Source organism: Mesorhizobium sp. M1328, assembly GCF_040318075.1.
GTDB lineage: Bacteria > Pseudomonadota > Alphaproteobacteria > Rhizobiales > Rhizobiaceae > Mesorhizobium.
Genome location: NZ_JAMYLO010000001.1, coordinates 785,018 through 799,650, shown reverse-complemented (window position 1 = coordinate 799,650; position 14,633 = coordinate 785,018). Strand labels below are relative to the sequence as shown.

The 14,633-nt window shown below is 62.1% G+C and carries 16 protein-coding genes and 1 pseudogene; 7 read left to right on the top strand and 10 right to left on the bottom strand.

Going from position 1 to position 14,633, the window contains the following annotated elements; translation table 11 throughout:
* Positions 1-114: 114 nt before the first annotated feature.
* Both NKH23_RS03990 and NKH23_RS03985 read left to right on the top strand, forming a co-directional pair.
* Positions 115-678, top strand: a complete 564-nt coding sequence (locus NKH23_RS03990) for a peroxidase-related enzyme (protein WP_352909706.1) — start codon at positions 115-117, stop codon at positions 676-678.
* 137 nt (positions 679-815) lie between these two features.
* A complete protein-coding gene (locus tag NKH23_RS03985) occupies positions 816-1,139 on the top strand; it encodes a YciI family protein (RefSeq protein WP_023678126.1) in 324 nt (107 codons plus the stop codon).
* Positions 1,140-1,148: 9 nt separating this feature from the next.
* Here NKH23_RS03985 and NKH23_RS03980 read toward each other — a convergent pair whose 3' ends face one another.
* Positions 1,149-1,763, bottom strand: coding sequence for a LysE family translocator (locus tag NKH23_RS03980; RefSeq protein ID WP_352909703.1), 615 nt, complete (start codon positions 1,761-1,763; stop codon positions 1,149-1,151).
* Positions 1,764-2,158: 395 nt separating this feature from the next.
* On the opposite strand from NKH23_RS03980, the gene NKH23_RS03975 reads away from it, so the two are divergent.
* The gene (locus NKH23_RS03975) at positions 2,159-2,785 is read left to right on the top strand and encodes a DUF1062 domain-containing protein (RefSeq protein WP_352909700.1); all 627 of its coding nucleotides are present in this window, start codon (positions 2,159-2,161) and stop codon (positions 2,783-2,785) included.
* Between the two features lie 59 nt (positions 2,786-2,844).
* Here NKH23_RS03975 and typA read toward each other — a convergent pair whose 3' ends face one another.
* Positions 2,845-4,674 carry a translational GTPase TypA gene (typA, locus tag NKH23_RS03970; protein WP_352465599.1) on the bottom strand — a complete coding sequence of 610 codons (1,830 nt, stop codon included), beginning with the start codon at positions 4,672-4,674 and terminating at the stop codon, positions 2,845-2,847.
* Between the two features lie 198 nt (positions 4,675-4,872).
* Between typA and NKH23_RS03965 the strand changes: the two genes are divergently transcribed.
* A complete protein-coding gene (locus tag NKH23_RS03965; protein WP_352909698.1) occupies positions 4,873-5,154 on the top strand; it encodes a hypothetical protein in 282 nt (93 codons plus the stop codon).
* A 41-nt stretch (positions 5,155-5,195) separates the two neighbouring features.
* On the opposite strand, the gene NKH23_RS03960 is transcribed toward NKH23_RS03965, so the two are convergent.
* A complete protein-coding gene (locus NKH23_RS03960; protein WP_352909695.1) occupies positions 5,196-6,770 on the bottom strand; it encodes an alkaline phosphatase D family protein in 1,575 nt (524 codons plus the stop codon).
* A 280-nt stretch (positions 6,771-7,050) separates the two neighbouring features.
* On the bottom strand, positions 7,051-8,334 hold the full coding sequence (locus NKH23_RS03955) for an MFS transporter (protein WP_352718341.1): 1,284 nt from the start codon (positions 8,332-8,334) through the stop codon (positions 7,051-7,053).
* Between the two features lie 82 nt (positions 8,335-8,416).
* Between NKH23_RS03955 and NKH23_RS03950 the strand changes: the two genes are divergently transcribed.
* Entirely contained in the window at positions 8,417-9,022 is a 606-nt protein-coding gene (locus NKH23_RS03950) for a TetR/AcrR family transcriptional regulator (protein ID WP_352718344.1), read from the top strand.
* Positions 9,023-9,119: 97 nt separating this feature from the next.
* The gene (locus NKH23_RS03945; protein WP_352718348.1) at positions 9,120-9,710 is read left to right on the top strand and encodes a hypothetical protein; all 591 of its coding nucleotides are present in this window, start codon (positions 9,120-9,122) and stop codon (positions 9,708-9,710) included.
* 17 nt (positions 9,711-9,727) lie between these two features.
* Here NKH23_RS03945 and ppa read toward each other — a convergent pair whose 3' ends face one another.
* From ppa to NKH23_RS03915, 6 genes and pseudogenes are all read right to left on the bottom strand, one after another.
* Positions 9,728-10,258, bottom strand: coding sequence for an inorganic diphosphatase (gene ppa, locus NKH23_RS03940; RefSeq protein ID WP_023721304.1), 531 nt, complete (start codon positions 10,256-10,258; stop codon positions 9,728-9,730).
* Positions 10,259-10,374: 116 nt separating this feature from the next.
* The gene (locus tag NKH23_RS03935) at positions 10,375-10,881 is read right to left on the bottom strand and encodes a GNAT family N-acetyltransferase (RefSeq protein WP_023678138.1); all 507 of its coding nucleotides are present in this window, start codon (positions 10,879-10,881) and stop codon (positions 10,375-10,377) included.
* A 117-nt stretch (positions 10,882-10,998) separates the two neighbouring features.
* Positions 10,999-11,637: a TPM domain-containing protein gene (locus NKH23_RS03930; protein ID WP_352458086.1), complete on the bottom strand. Its 639-nt coding sequence runs from the start codon at positions 11,635-11,637 to the stop codon at positions 10,999-11,001.
* 10 nt (positions 11,638-11,647) lie between these two features.
* A pseudogene (locus tag NKH23_RS03925) lies at positions 11,648-12,491 on the bottom strand (TPM domain-containing protein).
* A 52-nt stretch (positions 12,492-12,543) separates the two neighbouring features.
* Entirely contained in the window at positions 12,544-13,341 is a 798-nt protein-coding gene (locus NKH23_RS03920) for a TPM domain-containing protein (RefSeq protein ID WP_502909184.1), read from the bottom strand.
* Between the two features lie 233 nt (positions 13,342-13,574).
* Positions 13,575-14,213: a LemA family protein gene (locus NKH23_RS03915; RefSeq protein WP_352718354.1), complete on the bottom strand. Its 639-nt coding sequence runs from the start codon at positions 14,211-14,213 to the stop codon at positions 13,575-13,577.
* A gap of 163 nt (positions 14,214-14,376) precedes the next feature.
* On the opposite strand from NKH23_RS03915, the gene NKH23_RS03910 reads away from it, so the two are divergent.
* On the top strand, positions 14,377-14,628 hold the full coding sequence (locus NKH23_RS03910; RefSeq protein WP_023678142.1) for a hypothetical protein: 252 nt from the start codon (positions 14,377-14,379) through the stop codon (positions 14,626-14,628).
* The last annotated feature ends 5 nt before the right edge of the window (positions 14,629-14,633 follow it).

Here is a 14,633-nt window from a genome sequence, read left to right as displayed (position 1 = left end):
TGTTTTTACAACTATCGTAGCAGAAGACGGGTATTTGGCGACAAAGGTTTGACGGCTTGCGACGAAATGTCGGAATTCACCGGCAGCCTGGCGAAAAACGAGGAGAAATCCGCCATGACGGACAAAATCACCGCGCTTGACCTGGCACCGGCGGAGCTGAGCGACGCGACCAAGGCTTATTTCGCCAAATGCCGGGAGAAGCTCGGCCTCGTTCCCAATGTGCTGCTCGCCTATGCCTTCGACGAGAAGAAGCTGCGCGCTTTCACCGACATGTACAATGATTTGATGCTGGGTGAATCCGGCCTGTCGAAACTCGAGCGCGAGATGATCGCGGTGGCCGTCTCGTCGGTCAACCATTGCTACTATTGCCTGGTCGCGCATGGCGCGGCGGTGCGCCAGCTTTCCGGCGACCCGGCCTTCGGCGAAATGATGGTGATGAATTTTCGCGCCGCCAAGCTGTCGGACAGGCAACGCGCCATGCTCGAATTCGCGGTGAAGCTGACCGGACAGCCGGCAAAGATCGTCGAAGCGGACCGGGCGGCGCTGCGGCAAGTCGGCTTTTCCGACCGCGACATCTGGGACGTCGCCTCGACCGCGGCGTTCTTCAACATGTCGAACCGGCTGGCATCGGCGATCGATATGCGGCCGAACGATGAATACCACGCGATGGCGCGATAGGGCGCCGCTGATGGAATCCAACCGCACATTATATTAGCTACTTCGCATTCTCGTTGCTTGTTTGCCGGTTTGGTCCGATGATCGGCATGCGGCATGACCGCGTGCCGGTTCGATGCCGCCGATCAAAGGAGGAGAACATGGCGAAATTTCTCTACGTCTATCACGGCTCGGGCAAGATGCCGACCGAGGAGGCCGAACGGAAGGCAGCGATGGATGCCTGGAACGGCTGGTACGGCAAGCTTGGCTCAGCCGTGGTCGACGGTGGCAATCCAGTCGGCATGTCGAAGACCCTGCTGCCCGGCGGCAAGGTCGAGAACAATGGCGGCAGCAATCCGACCGCCGGTTACACCATCATCGAAGCGAAAGACATCGACGATGCCGTCGGCAAAGCCAAGGATTGTCCTATCCTGACGGACCCGGGTTTCAGCGTCGAGATTGCGCCGATAATCGAAATGGGTTGACGCGCCGGCTCAGGACCGCGCGGCGATCGCCGCTGCAGCGCCGGCCATGGTACCGGCGCTGACGCGGTTGGCGATCTTCATCGCCCGCTTGCTCCTCAAGAGCTTGCGCGCCTGCGATGCAGCGAGCACCCAGGTCAAATCGATGGCGACCAGGACCACGGCCATGGTCGCCGTCAGCTCGACCCAGCCGACCATGCTGACCGAACCGAGGTCGATGATGGTCGGCAGCAGCGCCAGATAGAACATCATGATCTTGGGGTTGCCGAGCGTCACCGCCATGCCGGCAAAGAACAGCTTAGCGGGAGAATCTTCGCGCGGCAGCGAACCTTCCTTTGCCTCGACCGGTGCCGTCCACATCTTCCAGGCAAGCCAGCCGAGATAGCCGACACCGACCCACTTCACGACGACAAAGGCAAAATGGAACGTCTGCGCCACCACGGCGAGGCCGAACACCGCCAGTGACAGCCAGATCGCTTCGCCGATCCACATGGCAAGCAGGAACGGAAACACGTCGCGAAAGCCCTTTGCGATGACCCGCGCCACAAGAGCGGCGATCGATGGGCCGGGCGAGCCGGCGGCAACAAGCAGGGCGCCGGCAAAAATCAGCAGCGACGTGAAATGCATGACGCGGATCTCGTTTGAAATGTTTGGGTCGTTCAACATAACCCAACTGTTCCGGCGACGGTAGCGTCCACCGAAACAAGGCTTGTCGGCCAGGCACCTCACGGCTAGAGATGTCGTCCCGAAATCCTTTCCGAGCTTCACTTTGCCTACGTAACCGCCGGTCTCGTCAACTCCCCCAACACAGAGCAGGGCGTCGCAGTCGCGGTGCCTGTTTTCACATCATGTGTTCCTCAGGGCGGCGGTTCGAGACCGGTTTGGCACTGCTGAACCGCTGTCGCGCATAACCACCCGCGACACCTGATTTCCAACTGCCGCAGTCTCTCGCCACGCCGTGCCCGCAAGGGTTCTCGATATCGCCGATCTGACGAACTTCCCGACGGGAAGGGCTTTTCGGCATGCCTTCGATACTGCGTATCCGCTGGGCGATCGCGCCCAAAACCGCACCTCGACCTCACCTCAACTGCAATCGCTGCGGCGGCCTGAAAGCCTATCGCTGCAGCGGCAAATTCCGCGTCAACGCCAATGGCAAACGCATTGACGCCTGGTTGATCTACCGCTGCATCGACTGCGACAATTCCTGGAATTTCGGCATTCTGGAGCGCTGCAGCCGCCGCGATATCGAACCGGCAATATTGCAGGCGCTCGAAAGCAACGATCCGGTCCTGGCGCGGCGCCATGCTTTCGATGTTGCCGCATTGCGAAGCAGGATTGGGCGCGTTGAGGAGTTTCCTGAAGCCATCGTTCATAAGCAGGTGCTCGGGGACAGGCCGGAAAATACCAGCGCTCTCGAACTTCAGCTCTGGCTCGAAATGCCGACAGCCTTGCGGCTCGACCGGTTGCTGGCCAGCGAACTCGGTGTCTCGCGATCGCGGCTTCAGGCTTGGGAAGAGAAGCGATTGCTGGTGGTTGGTCCGGACGGGGCCAAAGCCTTGCGCAGGCCGGCTCGGGCGGGAACGGCGATCCGCATCCACCTGTCTGGCGAACCAGACCGGGACGGCATTATCGCGGCTGCCGGCGGGTAAGATAAAAAGGGAGGAAGCACGCACGTGCTCCCTCCCTCATAATGGCTGAGAAAAGTGGCTTATGCCGCGCCGACCACTTTCGCTGATTTTTCAAAACGCTTGCGCTCGTTCGGGTCGAGATAGAGCTTGCGCAGGCGGATGGTCTTCGGCGTCACTTCGACCAGCTCGTCGTCCTGGATCCAGGCCAGCGCGCGTTCCAGCGTCATGCGGATCGGCGGCGTCAGCTTCACCGCCTCGTCCTTGCCGGCGGCGCGGATGTTGGTCAGCTTCTTGCCCTTCAGCACGTTGACTTCGAGGTCGTTGTCCCTGGAATGGATGCCGATGATCATGCCCTGATAAACCTTGACGCCGGGGTCGATGACCATCGGGCCGCGGTCTTCCAGGTTCCACATGGCGTAAGCCACCGATTCACCCTGTTCGTTGGAGATCAGCACGCCGTTGGTGCGGCCCGGCAATTCGCCCTTGTAGGGTTCATAGGCATGGAACAGCCGGTTCATGACAGCGGTACCGCGCGTGTCGGTCAGCAGCTCCGACTGGTAGCCGATCAGGCCGCGCGTCGGCGCGTGGAAGACGATGCGCTGGCGATTGCCGCCCGACGGGCGCAGTTCGACCATCTCGGCCTTGCGCTCCGACATCTTCTGCACGACGACGCCGGCATGCTCCTCGTCGACGTCGATGACGACTTCCTCTACCGGCTCCAGCAATTCGCCGTTCTCGCCCTTCTGCATGACGACGCGCGGCCGCGACACGGCGATCTCAAAACCTTCGCGGCGCATCGTCTCGATCAGCACGGCCAACTGCAATTCGCCGCGGCCGGAGACGAAGAACGAATCCTTGTCCGGCGATTCCTCGATCTTCAGCGCGACATTGCCTTCGGCCTCGCGCAGCAGGCGGTCGCGGATGACGCGGCTGGTCACCTTGTCGCCTTCGGTGCCGGCCAGCGGGGAATCGTTGACGAGGAACGACATCGTCACTGTCGGCGGATCGATCGGCTGCGCGTGCAGCGGCTCGGTCACCGACAGGTCGCAGAACGTGTCGGCGACAGTGCCTTTCGACAAGCCGGCGATGGCGACGATGTCGCCCGCCTGCGCTTCGTCGATCGGCTGGCGCTCGAGCCCGCGGAAAGCGAGGATCTTCGAGATGCGGCCGGTTTCGACCTGGGTGCCGTCATGGTGCAGCACCTTGACCGCCTGGTTGGATTTCAGCGTGCCGGATTCGATACGGCCGGTGATGATGCGGCCGAGGAACGGATTGGCTTCCAGAATGGTGCCGATCATGCGGAACGGGCCGGGATGAACGGTCGGCGCCGGTACGTGCTTGATGACGAGGTCGAACAGCGGCGCCAGAGCCTGGTCCTTCGGACCTTCGGGGTTTTCCGAGACCCAGCCGTCGCGGCCTGAACCGTAAAGGATCGGGAAGTCGAGCTGCTCGTCGGTCGCGTCAAGCGCCGCAAACAGGTCGAACACCTCGTTGACCACTTCGACGTGGCGGGCATCCGGCCGGTCGATCTTGTTGATGACGACGATAGGCTTCAGTCCGACCTTGAGCGCCTTGCCGACGACGAATTTGGTCTGCGGCATCGGCCCCTCGGCGGCGTCGACCAGCACGATGGCCGAATCCACCATCGACAGGATGCGCTCGACCTCGCCGCCGAAGTCGGCGTGGCCGGGCGTGTCGACGATATTGATGCGGGTATCCTTCCAGTCGACCGAGGTCGCCTTGGCCAGAATGGTGATGCCGCGTTCCTTTTCGAGATCGTTCGAATCCATGGCGCGCTCGGCGACGCGCTGGTTGTCTCGGAACGAGCCGGACTGTTTCAGAAGCTGATCGACGAGGGTGGTTTTTCCATGGTCGACGTGCGCGATGATCGCGATGTTGCGGATTTTCATGTTTTGGTCTCGGGAGCGTTGCAGGCAGCAGGCCAAAAGGCGCTGCCTCTTTCGGTTGGGCGGCTCATACAGGGTTTTTCGCAATTGCGAAAGAGGAGGCGAGCCACCAAATAAAGTCACAAAATCTTAAATGTCTTGGTGTGAAGTGGAATTATTAACCAAGGCGGAACCTTTCATGGTCCGGGCAGTTCGAATTTCATGATCGACGCAGGCATCAGACTCCGGCCGATTTTGGCATGTACCGCACTCGCCGTCCTCCTCGCGGCAGGCGCGGCGCAGTCGGCCGCGTCGCTCAAAGAGACGCGGCCTGCCCTGCAATCCGACACGCCTTCGGCCGAGCAGCTTTTTGCCGATGCTCCCGATGGCGTCGACCCGGTTGTGACCGGGCCAGTCAGCGCCGCCTTCAAGCAAAGGCAGCAAAACGCTGGATGCGACAGCGCCGTCTGGCCCAACATTCCCGTCGTTTGCTATCCCGATTGATGCCACCCTTTGGGTGATCCCAGGGTAACCTCACAGTAGCCTCACGCCGACCGCACCGGATCGAGCGTGACCTTGTAGAGTTCATTGTCGTCGCGATCCATCAGCCGCACCGTCAACTGCTCGGTGATGCCATCGATGTCGACAAGGCCGAAGAACTGCAGGCCGGCCGACGGTGGCAGGTTCTGGCCCTGTTCGGCAGTCGGTGCCTTGATGAACTTCAGCTCCGGGCCGAAGGTCATGTCGAAACCATTCGGTCCGAACGTACCGGAATGGATCGGACCCGAAACGAATTCCCAGAACGGATTGAAGTCCTGGAACTGCGCCTTGTCCGGATTGTAGTAATGCGCGGCTGTGTAATGCACGTCTGCGGTGAGCCAGACAGTGTTACTGATACCCACATTCTTTATATAGCGAAGAAGGTCGGCAATTTCCAGCTCACGCCCCTTGGCCGGGCCATTGTCGCCATTGCTGACTGCCTCGGCCCCGACCTTCTTGGTACCGTCATTCCAGACCACGAGGCCGAGCGGCATGTCCGCGGCGATGATTTTCCAGGTTGCGTTGGAATTCGCCAATTCACGCTTCAACCACTTGATCTGCTGCTCGCCGAGGATGCGCGATTCAGGCGTCATCGTCTCCTGCATGTCCGAACCGTTGGGGCCGCGGTAGGAACGCATGTCGAGGAAGAACACGTCGAGCAGCGGACCATAGGCGATCTTGCGGTAGACGCGGCCGGGCTCCGACGGTTCGTAGCGGATCGTCGTCATCTCGTGGAAGGCGCGCGCCGCACGTGCCGCAAGCACATGGATTGACTTTTCGGTGTAGCGGTCGTCGGCCGACAGGTCCTTCGAGTCCGACCAGTTGTTCAGCACCTCATGATCGTCCCACTGATAGAAAGTCGGGCAGATGGCGCTGAGCGCAAGAACGTTCTTGTCCATCATGTTGTATTTCCACTGCGCCCGGTATTCGTCCAGCGTCTCGGCAACCTTGCGCTTTTCGTCGATCAGCACTGTGTTTTTCCACTTGCCGCCATTGGGCAGGTCGACCTCGTCCTTCATCGCGCCATCGGCATAGATCGTATCGCCCGAATGCAGGAAGAAGTCGGGCGTGTGCTTCGCAATCGTGGCATAGGTCTTCATGCCGGTGTCATCGATGCCCCAGCCTTGGCCGGCGGTGTCGCCCGACCAGGCGAAACGAATGTCGCGCTTCGAGGCAGGTGCCGTGCGGAAGCGGCCGACGATCGGCTCGGAAACGGCGTTGATGTCGGAAAGATCGGCCGCGACCATGCGGTAGAAGATGTCCTGGTCGGAGGCGAGATCGGTAAGCAGCCGCTTCACCGTATAATCGCTGGCCGGCGAGGTGTCGAGCGGCGCCAGGCGGACGGCATTGGCGAAGCTTTCCGTCGACGACACTTCGAACATGACGCGCGACGGCCGGTCCGTGCGCGTCCAGACCATGCCGCTGGTCGCGTCGACGTCGCCGGACTGAATGCCATGGGTGAAGGCCGGGCGCTGATTGGCGCGCGAGTAATAGGGAAGGGCGAGACCCGAGGCGCCGACCAGGCCAACGGCGCTGGCCGACGTGACGAAAGCGCGCCGTGTCATCGAAATCTTGTTCATGGCTGTCTCCTGGATGGCGTTGAACGTCGCCGCCAAGCTCCAGCTTCAATGTTTCAGGCACATTTCGAAACGATGAAGGTTTTCTGACGATCAACAGGCTGGCGAATCTCCCTCCTTGAGGGGGAGATGTCGCCGAAGGCGACAGAGGGGGTTGTCTCGCATGGAGCGCCGACCTCCTGCGCCTGCGATAAGGGGCCGAGCCCGGTCGGACCGACCCCCTCTGGCCGCTTCGCGGCCATCTCCCCCTCAAGGGGGGAGATTAGCGCTCAGCCGTCGCAGCTCAAGCCGCCTGCGGTTCCGGATCAAACGCCGGGCGGGCGGTGTTGATCAGCAGCGAGATGCAGGCGGCGGCTATTGCCGTCATGCCGGCGATCAGGAAGGCAAGCTCGTAATTGCCTTGCAGCTCGCGCATGGTGCCGCCGAAAAAGGCCGCTGTCGCCGCACCGACCTGATGGCCGGCGACGATCCAGCCGAAGACGATCGGCCCGCTGCGGTCGCCGAACGCCTCGTTGGAAAGCCTGAGCGTCGGCGGCACGGTGGCGATCCAGTCCAGTCCGTAAAACACGGCGAAGATGATCAGGCTGGTCGCCGAGAAGCCGGAATAAGGCAGATAGATCAGCGACAGGCCGCGAATACCGTAATAGACGCCGAGCAGCTTGCGGGGGTCGAAACGGTCGGTGAGCCAGCCCGACAGTGTCGTGCCGATAAGATCGAAGATGCCCATCATCGAGAGCAGGCCTGCGGCCTGCACTTCGCCGATGCCCATGTCGCCGCAAAAGGCGATCAGATGCGTGCCGACCAACCCGTTGGTGGTGAAGCCGCAAACAAAGAAGGTGGCGAACAGGTACCAGAACACGCGCGTACCGGCAGCTCGGCGCAACGTGCTCAGTGTATGCGCGAGGAAATTGCCTTGCGCGGCCGGCGGCGCCGGCGGCACGTCGTCGGCCTCGGCACCGTAACGCATCATGCCGATCGAGGCCGGGCGCTCCGGCACCAGCATGTAAACCAGCGGCACCAAGGCGGCGGTGGCCACGGCAATGGCAATGGCGACCGGCTTCCAGCCGCCCGACTGGGCGAGCGAGGCGAGCAGCGGCAGGAAGACCAGCAGACCGGTGGCGCTGGACGCCGACATCAGCCCCATCACCAGGCCGCGATTGGTCTTGAACCAGCGGTTGACGATGGTTGCGCCGAGCACGGTGGCGACAGCGCCCGAACTGATGCCGGAAAACACGCCCCAGGTGAGGAGCAGATGCCATGGCTTGGTCATCAGCAGGCTGAGCGCGGTCGATCCGGACATCAAAAGCAGCGCGGCAAGCAATGTGCGGCGCAGCCCGATCCGCTCCATCAGCGCTGCGGCAAAGGGCCCGGTCAGGCCATAGAGGAAGATGCCGGTGGCCGCCGCCAGCGAGACGACGTCGCGCCGCCAGCCGAAACTGTTCTCCAGCGGCAGCATCATGACTGCCGGCGCCGAACGCAGGCCCGCCGCGATGAGCAGGCAGAGGAAGATGACGGCGACCACGACGAAAGCGTAGCGCTGGCCAAACGGACGGGATTGAGCTATCATGTTACTGACCGGTACGTTGCAGGAGCGCGAAACATACGTACCGACCGGTAACATTGTCAACCAGGCAATCGGCAGACCAGGCATGAAAAACATTGAACCAACGATCAAAGCCAATGACGCACCGCCGCCTCGCGCCGCCGAACGGATCCTCCAGGTGGCGCGCGATCTGTTCTATAGGCAAGGCATCAGGGCAATAGGCGTCGATGAGATCGTGCGGCGTGCCGGCGTCACCAAACCCAGCCTCTACCGCAGCTTTCCGTCCAAGGATGAGCTGGCCGCATCCTACCTCCGGCACTATGACCTCGAATTCTGGGAACGCTTCGACGTGGCGGTGAATGCCCATCCCGGCGATCCGCGCGCCCAGATCGTCGCCTTCCTGACGCGTGTCGGCAAGCGCACGCAAAGGCCCGACTATCGCGGCTGCGGCATGACCAATGCGGCCGTCGAGTATCCCGAACATGGCCACCCGGCCCGCGTGGTGAGCGAGGCCAACAAGCAGGAATTGCGCCGACGCCTGCGCGCCATGGCGGCGGCAATGGGTGCCCGCGACGCCGACACGCTGGGCGACGGGCTGCTGCTTCTGATCGAGGGTGCCTATATCAGCGGGCAGCTGTTCGGTGCCGGCGGACCGGCGAAGTCCGTGGCCCGCAACGCCGACCTTCTGATCGAAGCAAGCTTGAAGAAATAGCGTTCCGTTTACCAGATCACTGTGAGCAGCCTGAGTTCGTCTAGGCTGCCGCTAAATTTGACGGTACGCTGCGGCAGCCCAAACGGAGTTGTCCGCCATGCGCGCTCTTTTGATCCCATTTGCCTTCGCTGGCTTCTGCAATGCCGCCCGGGCTGGCGACATATCCAGCGTCTATAGCGATCTCGTCTGGGAGAAGGACTGCGTGACCTATGCCCAGGCGGAGGAAGGCGACGGCGACTGGGCCGACCTCGCCTGTTCGGGCTATGGCGGCTACCCGGTGATGGTTTCCTACGACGATGCGCGGGAATCGCTGTTCTACGGCTTTCCACCTGGCGATATGACCACGGTCTGGGAAAGCTTTTCCGGTCTCAATTCGGCTGGACCCAAAGTCGAGTGGCGGATCGAAACCAACGGCAAAACTGTCGTCCCTTTCGCGGTCATCCATCGTCGCTCGATCAGCGATAGCGAGGGCGAGAACAAGTCGACGGAAGTCCTGATCGTCGCCAAGGTTGCCCAGCCTGACGCCCACGAAGGCTGCACGATCGCCCTTGTGCTCGCCACCGGCAATCCCGCCGCCAACGATCAGGCGCGCAAGCTTGCCGACGAGAAGGCCCGCACCTTCGCCTGTGGCAAGGACAAGCGTGTGGTGATCGGCAACACGCCCGATTTCGGCCGCGTCGATAACTGATTATTTGCGCCCGTTAATTACTTGCGCTTGGCCCGCTCGATTGCCTCGACGATCATCTTCTTGGCATAGGCGGCGTCGTACCAGCCCTCGATCTTGACCCATTTGCCGGGTTCGAGATCCTTGTAGTGCTCGAAGAAGTGCTGCACTTGCTGGCGGGTAATGTCGGGCAATTGCGTGTATTCGTGAACGTCCTCATAGCGCAAGGTCAGCTTGGGCGAAGGCACCGCGATGACCTTCTCGTCCTGGCCGGCATTGTCCTCCATCACCAGCACGCCGATCGGCCGCACATTGATGACACAGCCCGGCACCAGCGCGCGTGTGTTGCAGACCAGCACGTCGATCGGGTCGCCGTCGCCCGACAGCGTGTGCGGCACGAAACCGTAATTACCGGGATAACGCATCGACGTGTGCAGGAAGCGGTCGACGAACAGCGTGCCGGCCTCCTTGTCCATCTCGTACTTGATCGGCTCGCCGCCGATCGGCACCTCGATGATGACGTTGACGTCCTCGGGCGGGTTCTTTCCGCTGGCAATCGCTTCGATACGCATCGCTTTATCCCTCTCTCGATTGGAGATCGATAGCGGGCCACGGCGAATGGTGCAATGCGGCGAATGGTACGGGGAGATCGTCCGAACCGAAAACCGGCCGGATCATGCGCTGGCCGTCATTCCCAGACGAAAGCGACCTTCTTCAGCGCTTTCTGCTCGAATATCTCGACGCCCTCGGCAACATCGCGGCCACCGGCGCCGGCATAGAAGGCAAGTGCGTTCTGATTGTCTTCCAGCGCCCAGACCACCATGCCTTTCAGGCCATGGTCGGCCAGCCGTGCCCGTGCGGCCGAGAACAGCCGGCTGCCGAGCCCGATGCCTTGATATTCCGGCCGCAGGTAAAGTTCGTAGATCTCGCCCTGCTGCCTGAGTTCGCGGGCGCGGTTCTTGCCGATCGTCGCATAGCCGGCAATTTTGCCGCCGATTTCGACGACCAGGACGGTGGCAGCGCGGCGAATGGCATTCGCCCACCAGTCGGCGCCGCGGCGGTTGATCATCGATGTCAGCGTGCGGTGCGGGATGATGCCCGAATAGGCGCCGCGCCAGGCCTCGAGATGCACGTCGGCGATGGCGGCTGCATCGCGCGGTTCGGCTTTCCTGATGTCGATGCTCAGCGTATTCATGATTGGTTAACCATAAACCCGCTGCGCCCGATTGCAAGAGTCCGGTCAGCCGCCGCGATGCTTTCACACAGCCGGACGGTGCGTCCTTGAGACGCTGCAAAACCGCTTTTGGCGAGATCAAATCTCGACCAGATGGTCGTCCAGTTCGTTGCTGTCGCCGGTCGAGACCGGAAAATGCTCGGCCAGTACCGCACCGACCGCTTGGATCGCCTTGACGAACCCCTCGGCAAGCCGATCGTCGCCGGCATGCGCCGTAAGGTCGCGGACGACACCGTCCCAGACATGCTGGCCGACACGAGAATCGATCCCGCTGTCGGCGACCACCTCGGCATAGCGCTCCGCAATCGAGACGAACACCAGCACGCCGGTGCGCGCCGTGGTGCGGTGGACGTTGCGAGCGAGGAACTGCTTCATCGCATTGGCGTGGGCGGCCTGGTAGCGCAGACGCCTCGGCACCAAATGGATGCGCAATGCGGGCAGTGCCCACAACAGGATGAGCACACTGGCAAGCGCCAGAAGCTCGGCGATGACGAAATGCGGCAAGCGGATCGACAGCCACCAGGCTTCCAGCCCGTAACCGACGCCGAGACTGACGACGAGCATGCCGAGCATCGCCATGAAAGCGGCCGGGAAGAAATAGCCGTCGCTGGCGTGCGCCACGACGCAGTAGATCTCGCCGTCGGTCTTTGATTCGGCAGCGCGGATCGCATCGGCGATGCGCTCATGATCCTCGGGGCTGATCGGTCGTGTTGCCATGATTGATGTCTCACCAGCTTCCTGAAGAACCGCCGCCGCCGGACGAACCGCCGCCGCCTGAAAACCCGCCGCCGGAACTTCCGGACGACCAACCGCTGCCGGAACTTCCAGACGACCAGCCACTGCCGGACGAGGTCCCCGACGTCCAGCCCCCGCCACCGGAGGGTGACGAACCTGGCCCACGGCCGTAGCGGAACGTCATGCCCAGCCATTTGTACACGCCCGGCGACAGTTTCGTGCCGAAGATCGGCGGCAGGAACGCCATTGCCAAGCCGCCGAAGAACATCGTCGCCCACAGGACGATGAACAGCACGAAGATGGGATCGACAGGGTTGTCATTCGCCGGATTGCGCTTGCCGCGCGCCTCCAGTTCTTCGGGATTGCCTTCCAGCACCATGATCATGTCGTCGACGGCCTTGCTGATGCCGCCTGAGAAATCGCCGGCACGGAAAAGCCGGCACCATGTCGTTTTCGATGATCAGCTTGGTGTGCAGATCGGTCAGCGTGCCTTCCAGCCCATAGCCGACCTCGATGCGCATCTTGCGGTCGTTCGGCGCCACCAGCAAAAGCACGCCGTTGTTCTCCTTCGCCTGGCCGAGTTTCCAGGCGCGAAACAGCCGGTTGGCGTAAGGCTCGATCTCCTCGCCGTCGAGGCTGGGGATGGTCGCGACGACGATCTGGTCGGACCCCTTGGTCTCGAAATCGGCAAGCTTCTGCGTCAGCGCCGCCTTGGTCGCGGTATCGATGATGCCGGCATTGTCGACGACCCGTCCGGTCAGCGCCGGCAGTTCGGCGGCGAAGGCCGCGAAGCCGACCAGCAGCACCGCCATGGCCATAAGCGCGGTGTCGATCATTTTTATGAAACGGCCGGATTCCACCGGGCTGATGGCGTGTCTTGTCATCTCGTCACCAGCTCCCCGAGGAGCCGCCGCCGCCGGACGAACCGCCGCCGCCGGAAAACCCGCCACCGCTTGAACCCGACGACCATCCCCCGCCGGAACCTCCCGACCAGCCGCCGGACGACCGCCGGCTTGGCTCGAAGGTCATGCCCAGCCAGCGATAGCGGCCGGGACCGATCTTCTGGCCGAAGATCGGCGGCAGGATGGAGGCTGCGAGGCCGCCGAAAAAGATGATTGCCCAGATGGCTATGAAGATCGTGAAGAACAGATCGTCGCTGTTGAACGGCGGCTGCTGGTTGCGTTCGCCGCGCGCCTCCAGCTCTTCGGGATTGCCTTCCAGCACCATGATCATGTCGTCGACGGCCTTGCTGATGCCGCCGGAGAAATCGCCGGCGCGGAAGGCCGGTACCATGTCGTTTTCGATGATCAGCTTGGTGTGCAGGTCGGTCAGCGTGCCTTCAAGCCCATAGCCGACCTCGATGCGCATCTTGCGGTCGTTCGGCGCCACCAGCAAAAGCACGCCGTTGTTCTCCTTCGCCTGGCCGAGTTTCCAGGCGCGAAACAGCCGGTTGGCGTAAGGCTCGATCTCCTCGCCGTCGAGGCTGGGAATGGTCGCGACGACGATCTGGTCGGACCCCTTGGTCTCGAAATCGGCAAGCTTCTGCGTCAGCGCCGCCTTGGCCGCGGCATCGATGATGCCGGCGTTGTCGACGACTCGTCCGGTCAGCGCCGGCAGTTCGGCGGCAAGAGCGGTAAGCGGGAGAAAGAGGCTAAGGCAAAGAAAGATGATCCGCAGTGATGCCAGGCTGGCGTTCCTTCGCGCCCCTCTCTGTCCTGCCCTCTTTGCCAAAACTTGGCATCTCCCCCACTTGCGGGGAGATCGACTACGGCGCTGGCTTTCGCTAGCTTTGAATGTTGCAGGAGTGGACAGGACGCAGAAGACTGCCAATCTCCCCACTTGCGGGGGAGATGTCCGGCGGGACAGAGGGGGCGCGACGGAGTGCAAGGCCAGCGGAGACCGCGCTCACCAGGTGTTCTTCACCCGCCCTGCTGCGTGCCGAAATCGACCTTCGGCGGCTGCATCTTATCCTCCTCGATGGTGAAATTCGCAAACGGCTGGTTGCCGCGGAACCACAAGGTCGCCCAGATCACCGAGGGGAAGGTCCTCAGCGTCAGATTGTACTCTCTCACTGCCTGGATATAGTCGCGGCGGGCGACCGTGATGCGGTTCTCGGTGCCTTCGAGTTGTGCTTGCAGTGCCAGAAAGTTCTGGTTGGCCTTGAGATCGGGGTAGTTCTCCACCACCGCCAGCAGGCGCGACAGTGCGCTGGTCAGGCCGGCCTGGCTGTCCTGGAATTTCTTGAAGGCTTCCGGATTGTTCAGCGTTTCCGGCGTCACGGTCACCTGCGTCGCCTTGGCGCGCGCTTCGACGACGGCATCGAGCGTGTCCTTCTCGTGCGCGGCGTAGCCCTTGACCGTGTTGACCAGATTGGGGATGAGATCGGCGCGGCGCTGGTATTGATTCAACACCTCGCTCCATGCTGCCTTGGCGTTTTCCTCAGCCGTCGGGATGGTGTTGTAGCCGCAGCCGGCAAGCAGCGGCAGCATGACGGCCATGACCAGGAACGCAGCTAAATTACGGAAGATTGGCGGTGAAGAAAGGCGCTGGACAAGCATGATAAGGTCCCCTCGATAGCATTGGCACGGGAAGCATTAGCACAATCCTTGCGCAAGAAAATGACTTCGGCCGAGAAGTGTTACTGGTTTTCTACCATTCGCCGTCGGGCCCTGTGACAGACGAGGCGAACGGGTTAAGCTCGGCATAAAACGGGACATCACCATGGCGAAACGCCACGACAGCGACGCGGAATCGCGCCGCATCATCGAACGGGTGGCACGCGAGACCGACCCGGGCGGCACCTCGTTCCTTGCACGAACCACTAAAGGCGCGCGCGACCACGTCACCGCGGCCGATGCCGACCGGTCGGACCCGATCGAATATTGGGGCACCCGCATCGGTCGCGCAGCGGGCTTGCTTATTGCCATCGGCCTGTTGATCTGGCTCGTGCTTTTCGTCACCAGGGGCAGTTAGGAAAA

What these genes read in the sequence shown, in the direction of transcription:
- NKH23_RS03955 (WP_352718341.1), bottom strand. Translation starts at nt 8,334, where the DNA reads ATGATAGCTCAATCCCGTCCGTTTGGCCAGCGCTACGCTTTCGTCGTG.
- typA (WP_352465599.1), bottom strand. Translation starts at nt 4,674, where the DNA reads ATGAAAATCCGCAACATCGCGATCATCGCGCACGTCGACCATGGAAAA.
- NKH23_RS03930 (WP_352458086.1), bottom strand. Translation starts at nt 11,637, where the DNA reads ATGGCAACACGACCGATCAGCCCCGAGGATCATGAGCGCATCGCCGAT.
- ppa (WP_023721304.1), bottom strand. Translation starts at nt 10,258, where the DNA reads ATGCGTATCGAAGCGATTGCCAGCGGAAAGAACCCGCCCGAGGACGTC.
- NKH23_RS03935 (WP_023678138.1), bottom strand. Translation starts at nt 10,881, where the DNA reads ATGAATACGCTGAGCATCGACATCAGGAAAGCCGAACCGCGCGATGCA.
- NKH23_RS03975 (WP_352909700.1), top strand. Translation starts at nt 2,159, where the DNA reads ATGCCTTCGATACTGCGTATCCGCTGGGCGATCGCGCCCAAAACCGCA.
- NKH23_RS03915 (WP_352718354.1), bottom strand. Translation starts at nt 14,213, where the DNA reads ATGCTTGTCCAGCGCCTTTCTTCACCGCCAATCTTCCGTAATTTAGCT.
- NKH23_RS03985 (WP_023678126.1), top strand. Translation starts at nt 816, where the DNA reads ATGGCGAAATTTCTCTACGTCTATCACGGCTCGGGCAAGATGCCGACC.
- NKH23_RS03950 (WP_352718344.1), top strand. Translation starts at nt 8,417, where the DNA reads ATGAAAAACATTGAACCAACGATCAAAGCCAATGACGCACCGCCGCCT.
- NKH23_RS03990 (WP_352909706.1), top strand. Translation starts at nt 115, where the DNA reads ATGACGGACAAAATCACCGCGCTTGACCTGGCACCGGCGGAGCTGAGC.
- NKH23_RS03960 (WP_352909695.1), bottom strand. Translation starts at nt 6,770, where the DNA reads ATGAACAAGATTTCGATGACACGGCGCGCTTTCGTCACGTCGGCCAGC.
- NKH23_RS03910 (WP_023678142.1), top strand. Translation starts at nt 14,377, where the DNA reads ATGGCGAAACGCCACGACAGCGACGCGGAATCGCGCCGCATCATCGAA.
- NKH23_RS03945 (WP_352718348.1), top strand. Translation starts at nt 9,120, where the DNA reads ATGCGCGCTCTTTTGATCCCATTTGCCTTCGCTGGCTTCTGCAATGCC.
- NKH23_RS03980 (WP_352909703.1), bottom strand. Translation starts at nt 1,763, where the DNA reads ATGCATTTCACGTCGCTGCTGATTTTTGCCGGCGCCCTGCTTGTTGCC.
- NKH23_RS03965 (WP_352909698.1), top strand. Translation starts at nt 4,873, where the DNA reads ATGATCGACGCAGGCATCAGACTCCGGCCGATTTTGGCATGTACCGCA.